This is a genomic window from Bacillus sp. MSP13 (assembly GCF_000815295.1).
GTDB classification, from domain to species: domain Bacteria; phylum Bacillota; class Bacilli; order Bacillales; family Bacillaceae; genus Bacillus; species Bacillus vallismortis.
The window spans coordinates 61,095-78,731 of record NZ_JXAQ01000009.1 but is presented as its reverse complement, the minus strand read 5'-3'; the positions used below and the strand labels follow the sequence as shown (position 1 = coordinate 78,731).

General features: G+C 45.6%; 15 protein-coding genes and 4 tRNA genes. 3 read left to right on the top strand and 16 right to left on the bottom strand.

The window, feature by feature from the left end:
* Positions 1-4: 4 nt before the first annotated feature.
* Positions 5-742, bottom strand: a complete 738-nt coding sequence (locus SC79_RS10165; RefSeq protein WP_039074922.1) for a YiiX/YebB-like N1pC/P60 family cysteine hydrolase — start codon at positions 740-742, stop codon at positions 5-7.
* A 156-nt stretch (positions 743-898) separates the two neighbouring features.
* Entirely contained in the window at positions 899-1,369 is a 471-nt protein-coding gene (locus tag SC79_RS10160; protein WP_039074921.1) for a GNAT family N-acetyltransferase, read from the bottom strand.
* A 110-nt stretch (positions 1,370-1,479) separates the two neighbouring features.
* Here SC79_RS10160 and rapG point away from each other — a divergent pair, with 110 nt between their 5' ends.
* Together rapG and SC79_RS10150 are read left to right on the top strand one after the other, a co-directional pair.
* Positions 1,480-2,577 (top strand): response regulator aspartate phosphatase RapG, encoded by a 1,098-nt coding sequence (rapG, locus tag SC79_RS10155; protein WP_039074920.1) that lies wholly within the window; start codon positions 1,480-1,482, stop codon positions 2,575-2,577.
* Entirely contained in the window at positions 2,578-2,694 is a 117-nt protein-coding gene (locus tag SC79_RS10150; protein ID WP_039074919.1) for a Phr family secreted Rap phosphatase inhibitor, read from the top strand.
* A gap of 39 nt (positions 2,695-2,733) precedes the next feature.
* On the opposite strand, the gene rocF is transcribed toward SC79_RS10150, so the two are convergent.
* The 3 genes from rocF to rocD form a co-directional block, all read right to left on the bottom strand.
* The gene (gene rocF, locus SC79_RS10145) at positions 2,734-3,624 is read right to left on the bottom strand and encodes an arginase (RefSeq protein WP_039074918.1); all 891 of its coding nucleotides are present in this window, start codon (positions 3,622-3,624) and stop codon (positions 2,734-2,736) included.
* A 73-nt stretch (positions 3,625-3,697) separates the two neighbouring features.
* Positions 3,698-5,101: an amino acid permease gene (locus tag SC79_RS10140; protein ID WP_039074917.1), complete on the bottom strand. Its 1,404-nt coding sequence runs from the start codon at positions 5,099-5,101 to the stop codon at positions 3,698-3,700.
* A 223-nt stretch (positions 5,102-5,324) separates the two neighbouring features.
* Positions 5,325-6,524, bottom strand: a complete 1,200-nt coding sequence (gene rocD / locus SC79_RS10135; RefSeq protein WP_039074916.1) for an ornithine aminotransferase — start codon at positions 6,522-6,524, stop codon at positions 5,325-5,327.
* Positions 6,525-6,764: 240 nt separating this feature from the next.
* Between rocD and rocR the strand changes: the two genes are divergently transcribed.
* Positions 6,765-8,150, top strand: coding sequence for an arginine utilization regulatory protein RocR (gene rocR / locus SC79_RS10130; protein ID WP_039074915.1), 1,386 nt, complete (start codon positions 6,765-6,767; stop codon positions 8,148-8,150).
* 267 nt (positions 8,151-8,417) lie between these two features.
* Here rocR and SC79_RS10125 read toward each other — a convergent pair whose 3' ends face one another.
* The 11 genes from SC79_RS10125 to purA form a co-directional block, all read right to left on the bottom strand.
* On the bottom strand, positions 8,418-9,620 hold the full coding sequence (locus SC79_RS10125) for a S1C family serine protease (RefSeq protein WP_039074914.1): 1,203 nt from the start codon (positions 9,618-9,620) through the stop codon (positions 8,418-8,420).
* Positions 9,621-9,699: 79 nt separating this feature from the next.
* Positions 9,700-10,494 carry an MBL fold metallo-hydrolase gene (locus tag SC79_RS10120; protein WP_039074913.1) on the bottom strand — a complete coding sequence of 265 codons (795 nt, stop codon included), beginning with the start codon at positions 10,492-10,494 and terminating at the stop codon, positions 9,700-9,702.
* A 21-nt stretch (positions 10,495-10,515) separates the two neighbouring features.
* Positions 10,516-11,358 carry a two-component system regulatory protein YycI gene (locus tag SC79_RS10115; RefSeq protein ID WP_039074912.1) on the bottom strand — a complete coding sequence of 281 codons (843 nt, stop codon included), beginning with the start codon at positions 11,356-11,358 and terminating at the stop codon, positions 10,516-10,518.
* Positions 11,345-12,712: a two-component system activity regulator YycH gene (gene yycH, locus SC79_RS10110; RefSeq protein WP_039075003.1), complete on the bottom strand. Its 1,368-nt coding sequence runs from the start codon at positions 12,710-12,712 to the stop codon at positions 11,345-11,347. The genes SC79_RS10115 and yycH overlap by 14 nt, the downstream gene beginning before the upstream one ends.
* Positions 12,702-14,537 carry a cell wall metabolism sensor histidine kinase WalK gene (gene walK, locus SC79_RS10105; protein WP_039074911.1) on the bottom strand — a complete coding sequence of 612 codons (1,836 nt, stop codon included), beginning with the start codon at positions 14,535-14,537 and terminating at the stop codon, positions 12,702-12,704. The genes yycH and walK overlap by 11 nt, the downstream gene beginning before the upstream one ends.
* Before the next feature lie 7 nt (positions 14,538-14,544).
* Positions 14,545-15,252 carry a cell wall metabolism DNA-binding response regulator WalR gene (gene walR, locus SC79_RS10100; RefSeq protein WP_003244363.1) on the bottom strand — a complete coding sequence of 236 codons (708 nt, stop codon included), beginning with the start codon at positions 15,250-15,252 and terminating at the stop codon, positions 14,545-14,547.
* Positions 15,253-15,633: 381 nt separating this feature from the next.
* Positions 15,634-15,706: transfer RNA gene (locus SC79_RS10095), tRNA-Phe, on the bottom strand.
* Between the two features lie 35 nt (positions 15,707-15,741).
* Positions 15,742-15,818: transfer RNA gene (locus tag SC79_RS10090), tRNA-Asp, on the bottom strand.
* Between the two features lie 81 nt (positions 15,819-15,899).
* Positions 15,900-15,971: transfer RNA gene (locus tag SC79_RS10085), tRNA-Glu, on the bottom strand.
* 9 nt (positions 15,972-15,980) lie between these two features.
* Positions 15,981-16,056: transfer RNA gene (locus tag SC79_RS10080), tRNA-Lys, on the bottom strand.
* A gap of 222 nt (positions 16,057-16,278) precedes the next feature.
* On the bottom strand, positions 16,279-17,571 hold the full coding sequence (gene purA / locus SC79_RS10075) for an adenylosuccinate synthase (RefSeq protein WP_039074910.1): 1,293 nt from the start codon (positions 17,569-17,571) through the stop codon (positions 16,279-16,281).
* Between the last annotated feature and the right edge of the window lie 66 nt (positions 17,572-17,637).

Genomic DNA, 17,637 nt, shown 5'->3' with positions numbered 1-17,637 from the left:
CTCCTTAGTAAATGGTCATGATGGTCGACGTATAGGAAGAGTCAGTGATGTCGCGCGGATATACGCCTAAGCCTCCGTTGCCGTCTATATCAATGCCTGCTTTCAGCAAAAAGGCGGACCATAGGAGCTTTGAGCAGTTTTTGGCGCCGTCATGGCCGGTATTTCTGTTATTGACGAAGTTAAATGAGTATGGGTCACCGACTCTAGATACCGCCCAGTCGGCAGCGGATGTTTTCTGTGAAGAAGTGACATTGACTGTCTGTACGATGGAGTTGTCTTCCACGTCTCTGGCATTGTAAGCGATCTGCCTAACGCCGTCGCTCGGGACAGATTCAACAATTTTGTCAGCGGCTGAATACATGCCGACGTGGCCGTGATTGTAGTAGGCTGTGTAGGAGTTGGTGTAGTAGATATTCCCTTTCGCGCTTGTCGGAAGTTTTTTCGTGCCGGACGAGCCGCCCATGACAGACATGCCGCTTTCCTTGGCGAGCCTGTCGCCTTCTGCCTTATCAGCTGTGATTTCCTCATAGAACTGTTTCAGAATGACGTCTTGCTTGACGTGCTGCTGTTTGGCAATCTGGCTGGCGGACTTCATGATTTCTTCCGGCGTCGTGCCTGGCTGCAGTGCGGCGATTTCTTCTGCATAGTTTGTGGTTTTTACGGCTTTGGCGGGAGAAACAAACAATCCGCCGCACATTGCAAGCGCTACCATAAATATTGACATCCTTGTCTTGAACTTCAATTACATCTCCTCTTTTCTTGTGAATGTAAGGAAGGTGATTTCCTTCACCCATATTATATTAGGAACATAAGGAAAGGAACTAGGTTATTTACAGAATGTTTAGAAATCATTTACAGTAGGCTGTCCATAAAAAAAGGCCGGATAAAGGCCCTTTTCTTACAGCTTCTTGCTCATCATCACGTCCGTTTCTTGAAATCCGGTCCGTTCATATAGCTTCCGCGCCGCCTGATTGTGGGCAAAGACATGAAGGGACAGCTTCCGGATTCCCATGCTGCGTGCTGTTTGATCTAACGCCGCCAATGCTTGCTTTGCATAGCCCTTGCCCCGGTATGGTTCATATAACCCGAAATCGTAAATAAACGCTTCCTGCTGCGGGTGCTCCGGTTCAGCATGAATCCAGAGCCAGCCAACGATTTCCTTTTCATTCAGCGTGAGGCTCCACAAATGATGATCGGGGGTTTCCAGCCCTTTCGGAAGCAGATTGGAAAAGGCCTGCCTAGACAAAAGCTGTGCGTCTTCAGGCTGCCATGTTCCCGCCTTAACCTTCTCTTCCGCGTAATGCTTGGTCGTGTACGTGAGATAAGACCGAAATTCTCCTGTCTGCATGGGAGTCAGCATCATTGTCATATCATCTCTCCTTTATTTATTGACTAGAGGATTTTACATAAAATAGAAAGAGGTGTTACTATCAGAATAAGCAACTGAGATTGATAAGTCACGAGAGAAGGGAGTTTCACATGAATAAAATTGCACCTGCAGAAATCGCTAATATGCTCAACGATTGGTACCTTGCAATCAAGAAACATGAAGTGGAAGAGTCCGCCCGTTTGTTTGAAGAAGTGAAGCCTTTATTGGATGACATGGAAGAGGATCAGGAGGTGCTTGCCTACTTCTCCTTATTGGAACTGCGCCACAAGGTATTGCTTCACGAAGCGAGAGGACAGGGCTTCCAGCATGAGGAGCCTTCTCATATGAATGCTACGTCAGACATGCTGAAATATTACTTTTTTCTGTTTGAAGGCATGTACGAAGCCTATAAAAATAATTACGATATCGCCATTGGGCTTTATAAAGAGGCCGAGCAGTATCTTGGCAACATTCCCGATCCGATTGAAAAAGCCGAGTTTCACCTGAAGGTCGGTAAGCTCTATTACAAACTGGGTCAAAATATTGTGTCCCTCAATCATACACGGCAAGCGGTCAAAACATTTAGGGAAGAGACCGATTATAAAAAGAAACTCGCCTCGGCGCTGATCACGATGTCAGGCAATTGCACCGAGATGAACCAGTTTGAAGAAGCTGAAACATACTTGGACGAAGCGATCCGGATCACGAGAGAATTAGAGGATCATTTTTTTGAAGCCCAGCTTTTGCATAACTTCGGACTTCTTCATGCGCAAAGCGGCAAATCAGAAGAAGCGGTCTCCAAATTAGAAGAGGCCCTGCAACACGAAGAATATGCCCGCTCCGCCTATTACTATCATTCTGTCTATCTACTGATACGAGAACTGTTTAAGAGTCAAAAGAAAGAACAGGCTTTATCTTATTACCAAGATGTGAAGGAAAAATTGGCTGTCGAGCCGAATAGAATATGTGAGGCAAAAATAGATATTTTATATGCCATTTATGCAGAAGGAGGTCATGCGGAAACGTTTCACTTATGCAAACAACATATGGATGAATTGGTGTCCGAGAAAGAGTATGACAGTGTAAGAGAACTTTCCATTTTGGCTGGCGAAAAGTATAAGGAGCATGAGCTTTATAAAGAAGCTGCCCACTTTTTTTATGAGGCATTGCAAATTGAAGAACTCATTAAACGAACGGAGGTTATATAAATGAAAAAATGTCTGATTGGTGTAGGCGTCGCAGCGGTGATTTTATCAGGATGGTTTATTGCAGACCACCAAACCCATTCACAGGAGATGAAAGTCGCTGAGAAAATGATTGGATAAATCAAAAACCCCCGCGGGAATGCGGGGGTTTTCTCATGTCTACAGCAGCTTCTTCCCTAGCAGAGATTCTACGAGTTCTACTGCTGTTTGGCCAGTCTTGTTTTCATGATCAAGAATCGGGTTGACCTCGACGAATTCAGCTGAAGTGATAATGCCTGCGTCATACAGCATTTCCATCGCCAAATGACTCTCACGGTAGCTGATGCCGCCGATGACGGGGGTTCCGACACCCGGTGCGTCGTTCGGATCAAGCCCGTCCAGATCAAGGCTGAGATGGACGCCGTCACATGCTGATAAATAATCAAGGGTTTCTTCGATCACCTTTGTCATGCCGAGACGGTCGATTTCGTGCATCGTGTACACCTTCATGCCGCTTTCCCTAATATACTTGCGCTCCCCTTCATCAAGTGACCGGGCGCCGATGATGACGACGTTTTCCGGTTTGATTTTAGGCGCGTAGCCTTCAAGGTTCACCAGTGACTCGTGGCCGATGCCGAGGCTGACGGCAAGCGGCATGCCGTGAATATTGCCTGATGGTGACGTTTCAAGCGTATTCAAGTCGCCGTGCGCGTCATACCAGATGACGCCGAGATGATCGTAATGCTTCGCTGTGCCTGCGAGCGTGCCGATCGCCATACTATGGTCGCCGCCCAGGACAAGCGGGAATTTTTTCTCTTCGATGACTTTGTTGACCTTTTGCGCGAGTTTTTCATTTCCCGCCAAAACGGAATTCAGGTTCTTTAATTCCTCGTCATTGTTGATCTTTTCGCGGTTGATCGGAATGTCACCGAGATCTTCAACCGTATACCCCATGTCTGACAGCCTCTCAATCAGATGGGCGTACCGGATGGCACTCGGGCCCATGTCCACTCCGCGTCGTGCTTGTCCTAAATCCATTGGCATTCCAATAACCGAAATCGTTCTATCCATCTGTGATTCCACCTCAACATATAAGATAATGTCCTATGCGGGTTATAACAAAGATGACTTGCGGACAATGTGTTTAAAGCTCTAGCTGATGATTTGCCTGCTGGCGTTTTTTAATGACGACATGATAAACGATGTAGCAAATGATCATAAACGGTATGCCGCAATACAGCGCGATACGCTGCTCCGGATCAAACGCAAGGCTGATGAGAACGACCGTATTTAATGTCAGGCCGATTAGCGGAAGCACCGGATAAAGCGGCGTTTTGAATTTCAAATCTTCCTTCTTGCCGCCCTCGCGGATATATTTGCGTCTGAACATGATTTGAGAAAGCGTAATCGTGATCCAGCCGACCTGGGCGCTCATGCCTGCCAAAGATAGAAGCACCATATACACGGTTTCAGCCGCCGCCACTTTCGATAGAAGCGATAGGCAGGCCACAGCCATCGTTGCGATTAACGCATTCAGCGGCACACCTCGTTTGTTTGTTTTGCCCAGCGCTTTGAAGGCCTGTCCTTCATTCGCCATCGCGTACAGGATACGTGTCGATGCGTATAAACCTGAATTCGCAACAGATAACAGCGCGATTAAAATAACAAAGTTCATGATATCAGCTGCATACGGAATTCCGATTTGTTCAAATACCGCAACAAACGGACTTTTCACAACACCCGCCTGTTCCCACGGTATCATGCCGGCAATGACAATAATGGAAAGAACAAAGAAGACAAGCGTTCTCCATACTGTCTGTTTGATAGACCGCGGAATCGTTTTTTCAGGGTCTTCACTTTCTCCTGCTGCAACCCCGATCAGCTCAGTTCCCTGGAACGCGAAGTTCACGGTAATCATCGTTATCAATATTGCCTTAATACCGTTCGGGAATAACCCGTCTTCATAAAAATGTGTGAAAAACGGCGCCTGCTCTCCGCCCTTCAAATCGATCAGGTCAAACATGGCGGCTCCGCCGAGAATAATAAATAAAAGGATAATCAAAATTTTAATGCCTGAGAACCAGAATTCCGATTCGGCAAAGGCTTTTGCTGTTATCGCATTTAGGATAAACATCAGTGCCGCGAATACCAGACACCATATCCACACGTCTACGTGCGGAAACCAGCGAAGCATCAGCTGTCCCGCTGATAAGAATTCAATAGCGCATGTAACCGCCCAGCCGAGCCAGTACAGCCAGCCGAACGCAAACCCGAAAGCCGGGCTGATGAATTTCGTCGCGTAGGTCTGGAAGGACCCCGACACAGGAAAGGCGACTGCCAGCTCCCCTAAGCAAAGCATTGTCAAAAACATGATAAAGCCGCCCACTAAATAGGACAGAACCGCGCCGAGCGGTCCCGCCTGGTTAATGGTAAATCCGGTTCCAAGGAAGAAACCGGTTCCGATCACTCCGCCCAATGAAATCATGAACAAGTGGCGTGATTTCATTGTCCGCTGGAGCTGATTTCCGTTATCTTGGTTTGTATTCACATTCTGCACCCCTTCAGCAACTTGTATTGGATCTAAGCTGGAACAACTACACGGTGCATATCCCAGTTTGCTGTCCAAAGAGTTTTTATCTATTTAATATAAAATTCACTTCTTCTCATAAAGATACATTATACTAAAATACTGTAGCTGAGCAAATAGGGAGTGCTAATTTTTCTGTTGTAAATTTATACAAACGAGGTGAATATCCCGCCATGGTGCGGCGTTATGCGTTTTGAAGCACGTGCTTAATTTTCTCTATCGCCCAATCCAAATCCTTTTTCGAAATGATTAATGGCGGTGCAAAACGAATGACTGTATCATGCGTTTCCTTGCATAAAAGCCCTTCTTCCTTCAAACGCTCACAATACGGACGGGCGGCTTCCGTTAATTCCACACCGATAAACAGCCCTCTGCCGCGGACTTCTTTAATGACAGGATTGTCAATGCTCTCAAGCTCTCTTTTAAAGTATTCGCCAAGCTCAAGAGAACGTTCCGCGAGCTTTTCATCCTCCATCACTTCCAATGAGGCGATAGACACCGCACAGGCAAGCGGGTTTCCGCCAAATGTCGATCCGTGTGAACCCGGGTTAAATACGCCCAAAATCTCGCGGTCCGCCGCAATGCATGAAATCGGGAACACACCGCCGCCAAGCGCTTTGCCCAAGATATACATATCCGGAACAATGCCGTCCCAGTCACAGGCGAATGTCTTACCTGTACGCCCAAGACCCGTCTGAATCTCATCGGCAATAAACAGGACATTCTCTTCCTTACAAATCGCCGCTGCTTCCTGCAAAAACCCTTCAGGCGGAATCACGATACCCGCTTCACCTTGAATCGGTTCAAACAAGAATGCCGCAGTATTCGGCGTAATGGCCTGACGAAGCGCTTCCGCATCGCCGTATGGGATTAATTTGATTCCCGGAAGCATCGGGCCGAATCCTCTTTTGTATTCGTCTTCAGAAGACAGAGAGACCGCCAGCATCGTCCGCCCGTGGAAGTTCCCGACACACGCGATGATTTCCGCTTGATTGTCTGCCACGCCTTTCACTTCGTATGCCCAGCGTCTCGCCGCTTTCACCGCGGATTCAACCGCTTCAGCTCCTGTATTCATTGGCAGGATCATTTCTTTGCCCGTCAGCTTAGCTGTTTTCTCGTAAAACGGTCCCAGCTGATCGTTGTGAAACGCGCGTGACGTGAGGGTGATTTTATCAGCCTGATCCTTCAATGCCTGAATGATTTTCGGGTGCCTGTGCCCCTGGTTTACCGCAGAATAGGCACTCAGCATATCCATATATTCATTGCCCTCCGGGTCCTTTACCCAAGCACCCAGCGCTTTAGAAATGACAATTGGGAGCGGATGATAATTATTGGCTCCGTAATGAGACGTCTGATCAATAATGTCTTTGGATTTAGATGGCATATTAGAATTCCCCCTTATTTTCTGTTTCAACATGATATCCTGCTTTCCCTTTATATAAATGCAAGTTCTGTGCCAAATCAAGATTTCGTGTGTTTTCTACAATTTTCGAGGACAAGGTGCAAAAATTTTCTGTTTTTTCAATTGAAAAATTCAGCAAGTGCAAAATTCTTTTGCATATCCTCTGCATTCTTTTATAAAATAGAAGAAATATTAAGAAAATAATTGAGGGAGGTTTATACATTGGTCAAGGACAGCGAATTCCTCACATTGGTTTTTCAGAGCATACTGGATGAAATTGATGTTGGCCTGCACGTGGTGGACGAGCACGGAAACACGATCGTTTATAACAATAAAATGATGCAGATTGAAGATATGGAGAAGCATGACGTCCTGAATAAAAACCTGATGGATGTGTTCATGTTCTCTAAGCAGCAGGACAGCACCCTGGTACAGGCTCTTCAGGAAGGCAAAACGATTAAAAATGTGAAGCAGAGCTACTTCAATAATAAAGGCCAGGAAATCACGACAATCAATCATACCTATCCCATCGTCCAAGACGGCAAAATCAGGGGCGCAGTCGAAATTGCCAAGGATGTGACAAAGCTTGAACGGCTGATCAGGGAGAATATGAACAAAAAAGGCAGCACAACCTATACATTTGACAGCATTCTCGGCACCAGCCCAGCCATTCAAGACGTCATCGAAAACGCGAAACGGGCTACGCGCACATCTTCATCGGTTCTTCTCGCAGGAGAAACCGGAACAGGAAAAGAGCTGTTCGCACAAAGCATCCACAATGGCAGCGACCGTTCAGGCGGCCCGTTTATTTCACAAAACTGCGCGGCGCTGCCAGACAGTCTTGTGGAAAGCATTTTGTTCGGAACGAAAAAAGGCGCGTTTACCGGCGCTGTGGACCAGCCCGGCCTGTTCGAACAAGCCCATGGCGGCACGCTTCTGCTAGATGAGATCAACTCACTGAATCTCAGCCTTCAGGCAAAGCTGCTGCGCGCCCTTCAAGAACGGAAAATCAGGCGTATCGGTTCCACTAAGGATACGCCGATTGACGTGCGTATTATTGCGACGATGAATGAAGACCCCATTGATGCGATTGCGGGCGAACGAATGCGAAAGGACTTGTATTACAGGCTGAGCGTTGTGACGCTCATTATCCCGCCGCTTCGGGAACGAAAAGAGGATATTTTGCCTCTCGCATCCGAGTTTATTCAGAAAAACAACCACTTGTTCCAAATGAATGTGGAACATATCAGTGAAGACGTGAAGCAATTTTTCTTATCCTACGACTGGCCGGGAAACATTCGTGAGTTAGAGCATATGATTGAAGGCGCAATGAACTTCATGACAGACGAGCAAACCATTACAGCTTCCCATCTGCCCTATCAATACCGCATGAAAATCAAGCCGGCTGACAGCCCAGAACCGGAAATACCAAGACACCAGCCGGCCGCGGACTTAAAAGAAAAATTGGAGAGCTTCGAAAAATATGTGATTGAAAATGTGTTAAGAAAATATGGCCATAACATCTCGCAGGCCGCTCAGGAGCTTGGCATAAGCAGACAAAGCCTCCAATACCGGCTGAAGAAATTTTCTCACCCGCCTGCCGAGTAACAGCCTGTTCCAGCGCAGGCAAGATGGCACATATGCGCAAAGTTCACAATGTCAACAGCAATGGCGGACGAGTCGTCAAACATCACACATGAACACAAATAAGCCGCCTCACACCCAGCAACCACCCGAACAAACTCTCACTTTCAATGCTGTTGTTTCACGTGTAACACCCATCTAGTATATATTCTTTTCAACTGAACGGGCCTGGCCCTCGTTCAGTTTTTTTGCATAAAAAAGCAGTCTGGCCATTGTGCCAGACTGCTTTGATTACCTTCCTAGCTGATCTGCGGAGGAGAGCTTAATATCAACGGATTGTTCTTTAGCGCCGCGATAAAATGTTACTTTGACGCGGTCACCAACTTTTTTCTGGTAAAGGCGTTTGCGCAGATCAACAACATCATTTACTTTTTGGCCGTCAAATTCCGTGATGACATCCAGTTCTTTAAGCCCTGCTTTTCCAGCTGGTGAAAAGGCATCTACACCCATCACTACCGCGCCATTGGTGACATCCTTAGGAAGCTTTAATGTTTCATCCCAATGATAGCTTGCAATGTCGCTTAGCGATTTCATCTCGATGCCAAGGAACGGACGTTTAACTTCGCCGTATTTCTCCAGATCCTCTATCACCGGGATCACAAGCTTAGACGGAATGGACAGGCCAATTCCTTCAACCGCCGACTCCGCTATTTTCATTGAATTGATGCCAATGACTTTTCCGTCCATATTTAACAATGCACCACCGCTGTTTCCAGGGTTAATGGCCGCATCTGTTTGCATGACTTCTGCGTTCCAGTCAGGCTGTCCATCACCGTTTGAATCCACCGGGATGGCCCTCTCCGTACCCGAGATGACACCTTGTGTGACAGAGCCCGCAAATTCAAGGCCTAACGGGTTCCCAATCGCGATAACCGGCTCCCCTGACTTCACTTTGTCTGAATTCCCGAAGTCAGCGACTGCTTTTATTTTATCGCTTTTCACTCGTAACACAGCAAGATCCATCAGCTGGTCGCTGCCAATCAGTTCAGCCGATACACGCGAACCGTCTTTCAAGCTGATTTCAATTTGGGAAGCGCCCTCGATCACATGATGGTTGGTCACGACATAAGCAGCGTTGTCATTTTTCTTATAGATGACGCCAGAGCCGCTCCCAGCCTCGCCGCTCTCTCCCCAAATATCTGATTTTTGGATGTTCACAACACCGACAACGGCGGGCGATACATTGCTGACAATCTTGGTGACTGCGTTGTTGACACTGACATTCACCGTCCTGATTGATTCCCGGTTATTGTTGTTCTGCTGCTGTTCTAAGGCGCCCGTATCGATCCCTTCATCTGAAAGGTACGGCATGAGAAACGCCATTAATACGGCACCCACAATCACGCCAATCAGACTAGAAAGGAAATATCCTTTTTTGCTTCGCTTTCGCTGTTCAGGAGCAGTATAGTCTTCCTCACGATCGTAATCCACCATATTCCACCCTTTCCAAGAACGTTAATATGGTTATATTGTGGGTAAGAAACTCCTATAATAGTCATGGTTTACATAAAAATTATACAGCGCAAAGCGGAGTAGCCTTCTTCGGATCAGTGTCAAACAAATCAAATGTCTCCCCCGTCACAAATCCTTTAGAAGCCAATGTCTGCTGCACAGACATTCTCGCCAGATCCTTCATGTTGTTGTCCTGGCTCAAATGCGCCAGATAAATGCGAGACGTCTCATCGCCAATGACATCCGTCATTGCCAAGGCAGCATCTTCATTTGACACGTGCCCGACATCACTTAATATCCGCCGCTTAATGCTCCATGGGTATCTTCCCATTTGCAGCATGCCGACATCGTGATTGCTTTCAAACACAAACACATTCGCTGAGCGGATGATGCCTTTCATCCGGTCGCTGACATATCCCGTATCTGTCATTAATGCAAGCTTTCGGCCGTTATAATGGAACACATAAAACATAGGCTCCGCCGCGTCGTGCGAGACGCCAAACGACTCCACGTCAAGTCCGCCGAACGACTTCACCGTCTCCATCGGAAACACAAATTTCTGGTCGGTATCAATTTTGCCGATCTGGTTCTCCATTGCTTTCCACGTCTTCTCATTCGCATAAATCGGAAGCTTGTACTTTCTGGCGACCACGCCGAGGCCCTTAATATGGTCACTATGCTCATGCGTCACAAAAATGCCGTCTACATCATCCAGCTTACGCCCAATTTGCGCCATCAGCCCATCCATGGCTTTCCCGCTCAAACCGGCGTCTACCAAAAATGCGTGATCCTCCGTTTCAAGGTAAAACGCATTCCCCGTACTCCCGCTCGCAAGTACGCTAAATTGCAAGCTCATGTTTGTCTCACTCCATTATTTTCATTGATCTGTATCTAAAATCGTGCTCTCCAAAGCATTGACAGTAAAATACTCTTGTACGGTCTTTTTCTCACCGTTCACTTTTTTGTCATACTCAACCGTAATTCTCCATACCGGCGCCAGCACCTGTGTACTTGTCAGCGGATATTGCGCGACGTAGCCGAATTTGACACTCTTTATCGTACTGTACTCTTTTAATTGATTTTGGTAATACAATAACTCAACCGCATCCATTTCAGTGATCAGGCTTTCCTTCTGGATTTGCTTAAAGGTGTCGAGCGTCGTCTGGTCGTATGACACAACCTCGTTTTTATCGTTCAAACGCAAAATCACTTGCCCGATCATATTAGAAGACGTGTCGGTCTGCTGATAAATGTAATGGCCCTCATATGTTTGGAAGAAAATAATTTCTTTTTGCGATTTATTAACCTTCCAAAGCTTATATTTTTCACCGTCTTGGATTTTCGAAGAAACAAGCGCCTCGGCATCGTCCTCGATTTTCTTCTTGGACAAGGCGATCGGATTTGTAAATTTCATTTTCAGGGTCGTTACTTTACGATCATCACTAGGCATTTCCATCAATGGCTTTTGATCCTTAAGCGCCTCAATTTCGTCCTTGGTGAAGGCCTTTTGATTCGCTGTGATTCGGTAGCCTTCTGTCGCTTCCTTATTCAGCCCTTCATACGTAATATGATCGGCCTTCATGTCATGCTCGACATCATTTTTAATGACTTCATAATCTTTGCTGGTAGACTGCCATTTTTGAAAAAACTGATAGCCTAAGAAAATATCTAAAATGAGGAAGGCAACGATGAAGATTGATTTTGTCTTATTCCACTCCACTGTTTGCCCCCTCCTTCTTCAATAAGTCCTTCGTAATCGGCACAATTTTCCCGTTTATTTTCATTGCCCAAACAGGTTCCAGCTCAACAAGAGGGTCATTATTGGATGATGTTGACACCAATTGATACGCAAGGAAAATCTGATCAATTTTATCCGTATTATAAGCGGTTTGTTTAGAAAGCAGCAGCTTCACTTCACTTCCTCTCATCAGCTCAGTCTCTGTCGTTTTAATCGGATTTGTTCCGAGACTGAAATTCGGCCGCTTATAACTGAGAATTTCATCGTTCGCCCACTGCACCGTAATCGCTGATGTCGCTCCAAATGGTTTGGAGGTGCTGTTAATGACTGGCGTCTGGTCCATAAAGATATAAAAGCTTAGCTGCTGACTGTCATTGATATTGAAAAATTGATAATGATCTGTCCAGCTTCCCGTATCCTCAAGGTATTTTTGGCTCTTTTTGATCAATTCTCCCGTTTGATAGGATGTGCTCTGTACCAAATTGCGCTGTTGAAACTGCACCTGGCGCTGGCTTAAATTCACATCTAAACGGCTGATCCCATCTGTCAGCACGTTTCTGTTGTTGTAATTTGAATCTTCCCTTACAATGCTTGGATCGCTGAACAACGCTTGCTTAAAGGTGTTTGTTTTAATGGATTCTGTCACAAATTCTTTTTTATCCATCGTAAGCGTTTTGTTCGGCAGCAGAAACTCTTTCTTGGAACCGATAGAGAACAGACTGTATGCCGGCATGTTTGATTGACTGTTTTTCAAGTCATTCATCATGTTTCGGTAGTTTGCCGATTCAACGGTCACTTCCAGAATCAGCTGCTTGCTGAAAGATACCAAATAGATTTTCTTGTTCGCTTTTGTTTCATGAAGCGGAATCAGAATGTGGTCAAACGAACTGTATTCAAATGACTGGTTAGACCATTTAAACAGCGTTTGGAAAATATCAATCGGAATCGTGTCATTGAATTGCAAGTCGAGTTTAGCATCATACCCGCTTATCCCATAAAACCAGCTCTTAAATGCTGTCTTGTCATACTGATCAGAAATATCTTTGATTCCTTTTACATCCCAATGCGGCAAGTCAGACCAGACTTCATGATAAAGGGAATCATCGTCCACTTTATAATGAGCGCCGCTATCATGGATAAACATGTCTCTCGGCCTTACCGTTTCAGACAGCCTTTGGGTGTTTTTTTCAATTTTATGCTTCTCACGCACAGGAGACGCTGTTGATGATGAGCCTCCGGAAAAGTTTGGCTGGAACGTCCATATCCCCCACGTAAACACAAGGCTGATGACGACGAGTACCGTAAGTAATATCGTTTTTATATTTTCACGCTTCATCCCAATCATCCTCTTGTTCCTCTTTATATGGAAGAGTAAATGTAATCGTCGTGCCTTTTCCTTCTATGCTGTCCGCCCAAATATCCCCGCCATGCGCCTGAACCATTTCCCTGGCAATCGCCAGTCCGAGACCGGTCCCGCCAAGCTTTCTCGTTCTTGCTTTATCCACCCTGTAGAAGCGGTCAAAGACTTTTTCGACATCTTTTTTCGGAATACCGATCCCTTCATCCTTGACGCTAATATAGAGAAGCTCTTCCTCTTCATTTACATCAATTGAGAATGTCACATGTCCGCCTTCCGGTGAGTATTTCAAAGCGTTGGAAATAATATTATCAAGCACCTGCGTAATTTTATCTTGGTCAATCTCAACATACAGATTTCTATCCGGCAGATTACGGATAAATTCCACATGCTGTTCTTTGGTCATTTCAAAACGGTCAATAATAAGGGACATAAACCGGACAATTTGAATCCATTCCCGGTTAAATTGATAATCCTTGCTGTCGAATTTGGAAAGCTGAAGCAAGTCATTGACAAGCCGGATCATACGCTCCGTTTCATTTTGCGTCACCATTAAGAAACGCGGGGCAATGTCTTTATTTTCCCATGCGCCTTCGGCTAACGCTTCTAAATAACTGCGCATTGTCGTAAGCGGCGTCCGCAGCTCGTGTGATACATTTGCCACGAATTCTCTGCGCTCCTGATCCATTTTCTCTTGCTCGGTTACATCGTAAATGACCGCAATTAAGCCATCAATTTTGCCATGTTCCCTTTGAATCACAGAGAAATTCACGCGAAGCACCGTTAATTGATCATCACGCTCAATTTCAAGCAGCATAGAATCCTGCTGCTCCACTAAATCTTCAAACGTATAATTCTCTTGAATCCCCAGCAAACTCGTAATCGGCATTTCTAAAGCTGTTTCACGTGAAACGTTCAACAGCTCAAGCGCCGGGCTGTTTAAGAGAATAATCGCTCCGTTACGGTTCGTGGCGATAACGCCGTCTGTCATATACGCAATAACAGAAGCTAGCTTTCTGCGTTCTCCTTCTGTCATCGCCTGGGCATCTTCAAGCTCTTTCGTTAAGTGGTTAAACGTGGTGGCGAGCTGCCCGATTTCATCATGCCCATACTTTTTAACCTTCCTCGAGAAATTCCCTTTCGCAAGCTCCATCGCCTGCTTTCTCATATCTGAAAGCGGGTGGGTGATGGTGCGCGCCAGAAAAATACCGAGGAGCGCCGTCAAAACGAGCGCCAAACCAGTGCCGGACGCCAGTATCGTGTTGATGGTCTTCATTTGGTTAAAAACTTCTTCCATACTCGCGACAACATAGATCGCACCGACCACTTCTTGGTTTTCAGTCATGACGGGCTTTGCGGAAATGAGCACTCTAATTTTGCTTCTTGGGTCATAGTACTTTCTTAAATACGATTGTTTAGTAGAGAAAATCCTTTTAAATATAAGATCAGTCGTTTGTTTCCCTGCTACTTCCTCACCATACGGTTTTGATGAACCGACCACTTCATAGCTTTTATCTACAAAACTAATTTCCCGAACTTCATCACTTTTCGTGAAATCATTCAAAATACGGCTGACGTCATCCTTGATGACGGTACTGTCGTTATCACTTTTATATTCTTGTTCGATATAGTAAGAAAGGTTGTCGATTCGCTGATTCAGCGACTGTTCATAAGAGCTCATCAGCGATTTCTCGACCTGATTGACAAAATACACCCCAATGATTTGCATGGCAATGATGATCAAAAGCACATAGATCAAGGTAATCTTAAATTGGATCGACCGAAAAAAACCAACCTTATTCATAAGGGCATTAGTCCTGTTCTGGGTTTCTCAAGTAATAACCAACTCCGCGGCGTGTGACAATCCAATTTGGATGGCTTGGGTTGTCCTCAATTTTTTCACGAAGCCGGCGGACTGTTACGTCAACCGTTCTGACATCACCGAAGTAATCATAGCCCCAAACGGTTTGAAGCAAATGTTCACGTGTCATCACTTGTCCGATATGCTTTGCTAAATAATGAAGCAATTCGAACTCACGATGAGTCAATTCGATAGTTTCATCTCGTTTTGATACGACGTACGCGTCAGGGAAGATGACGAGAGAACCGATATGAATCTCGTTAGAGGACGGCTCTTCCTCCGCAGGCGCTGTGGTCAGCTGTCGGCGCAAGTTCGCTTTTACACGCGCCAGAAGCTCTCGTGTGCTGAATGGCTTTGTCACATAGTCATCCGCACCGATTTCAAGCCCGATGACCTTATCAATTTCTGAATCCTTGGCCGTCAGCATAATGATCGGCATATCGTATTTCTTTCTGACTTCACGGCACACTTCAACGCCGTCTTTATTAGGAAGCATAATATCTAAAAGAATTAAATCAGGCTGAAGCTCTTCTACCATTTCAACGGCTTCATTTCCGTCGTGGGCGCAGTGCACTTCATAGCCTTCTTTTCTTAAGTTAAATTCCAATATATCTGCAATCGGTTTTTCATCATCTACTACAAGGATCTTTTTATCCATCATTTTGATTTTCCTCCTGCCGAATAACTTCATTTCATCTATATCATAATCATTTCATCACTTATGGCCTGTAAACAATAGGTCCTTGTCTATTATAACGGTTTAAGGTGAAAAGATAAAAAAAATAAAGGTTTAGAAAAAAACACATGTTTCACCTTTATCCGCCAATGGTTTCTCTTTTGTCATACTGGTAAATCTTTTAAAAAAAATGATCATTCAATTGAAACCTCCCCTCATCGGAGTGCGTCTTTATCAATGACGTCTTCTTCTTTGAACCGGCCGCAGGGCCGGTTCTCCCTTTTTCTTCTATTATAACACTTCTCATGTTTGTCTTTTCCTAAAAGAAAAAACGCACCTACAATTGCAGATGCGTTTGGTAAGTGGCTCGGGACGGAATCGAACCGCCGACACACGGATTTTCAGTCCGTTGCTCTACCAACTGAGCTACCGAGCCAAATGTTTTATTTTTCTCTACTATGTAAAGTAAAATGGCGGTCCGGACGGGACTCGAACCCGCGACCTCCTGCGTGACAGGCAGGCATTCTAACCAACTGAACTACCGGACCTTACAGTAATTGCCCGGAGAGCTGTCGTGTCAGCTCTCACAGACAAATAAGGAATTTAGCAATAACGCTAAAGTAAATCAATGACCCGTACGGGATTCGAACCCGTGTTACCGCCGTGAAAGGGCGGTGTCTTAACCGCTTGACCAACGGGCCTTCACGAAATGGTGAGCCATGAAGGACTCGAACCTTCGACCCTCTGATTAAAAGTCAGATGCTCTACCAACTGAGCTAATGGCTCTCAATATGCCGGATATTCCATAGAGCAAACGACTCGGATCAAGTTCTCATCTTGTACTCTATTGAAGCAGTTTCCGTAACAACGAGATTTATAATATCACGAACAAATAGAAGTGGCAATAACTTTTTTGGTTTTTTTCATATTTTTTTCTCAGACCAACTTAGATTCGGGCTTCACTAAAAAACAAGCCCCAGAATTAGGGGCTTGTAAGGGCATGATCTATTAGTTCGCACGGTACACGCTGCGAAGGACATTTGTTTGTGCACGGTCTGGACCGACAGAGAAAATAGAAAGCGGAATGCCTGTCAGCTGAGACACACGCTCAAGATAGTGGCGCGCATTTTCCGGAAGCTCGCTCAAGCTCTTCGCACCTGTGATATCCTCAGTCCACCCCGGCATTTCTTCATATACCGGCTCACATTCAGCAAGCGCTTTGAGGCTTGCCGGGAATTCTTCAATGATTTCGCCTTTGTAGCGGTACGCCACACAGATTTTCAGCGTTTCAATTCCTGTTAAAACGTCAATTGAGTTCAGAGAAAGATCTGTAATTCCGCTCACACGGCGGGCGTGGCGGACAACGACACTGTCAAACCAGCCGACACGGCGCGGACGGCCTGTTGTTGTTCCATACTCACGTCCGACTTCACGGATTTGATCGCCGATTTCATCTTTCAGCTCAGTCGGGAAAGGACCGTCACCGACACGAGTCGTATATGCTTTTGATACACCGACAACGTGCTGAATTTTGGTCGGGCCAACGCCAGAACCAATCGTGACGCCGCCGGCAACCGGGTTAGATGATGTCACAAACGGGTATGTTCCTTGGTCAATATCGAGCATAACCCCTTGCGCGCCTTCAAACAATACACGGCGGCCATCATCAAGCGCATCATTTAAGACAACAGATGTATCGCAGACATATTTTTTAATCTGCTGGCCGTACTCATAATATTCGTCTAAGATTTCCTCAATTTTAAATCCTTCTGTCTCGTACATTTTCTCAAGCAGGCGGTTTTTTTCTTCAAGATTGCGTTCAAGCTTTTCCGCAAATGCGTCACGGTCTAACAGGTCCGCGATCCGAATTCCGATGCGGGCTGCTTTATCCATGTAAGCAGGGCCGATTCCTTTTTTCGTTGTGCCGATCTTGTTAGCCCCTTTTCGCTCTTCTTCCACTTCATCCAATTTCAAGTGATACGGCAGAATGACGTGAGCTCTGTTGCTGATTCTCAGGTTATCTGTACTGACGTTGCGCTCATGAAGATACGCAAGCTCTGTGACTAATGCTTTCGGATCTACAACCATTCCGTTTCCGATCACACACGTTTTATCCTTATAGAAAATTCCAGACGGGATTAAGTGAAGCTTGTATGTGACTCCGTCAAACTTGATTGTATGCCCTGCGTTATTTCCGCCTTGATAACGGGCGATCACTTCTGCATTTTCTGACAGGAAATCTGTAATTTTACCTTTTCCTTCATCGCCCCATTGCGTACCTACTACAACTACTGAAGACATGTCCGTGCACCTCCGTTAACCTTTCAAAACGATTCTATTCAAACAAATCAAGTTTATCAGTGAAGA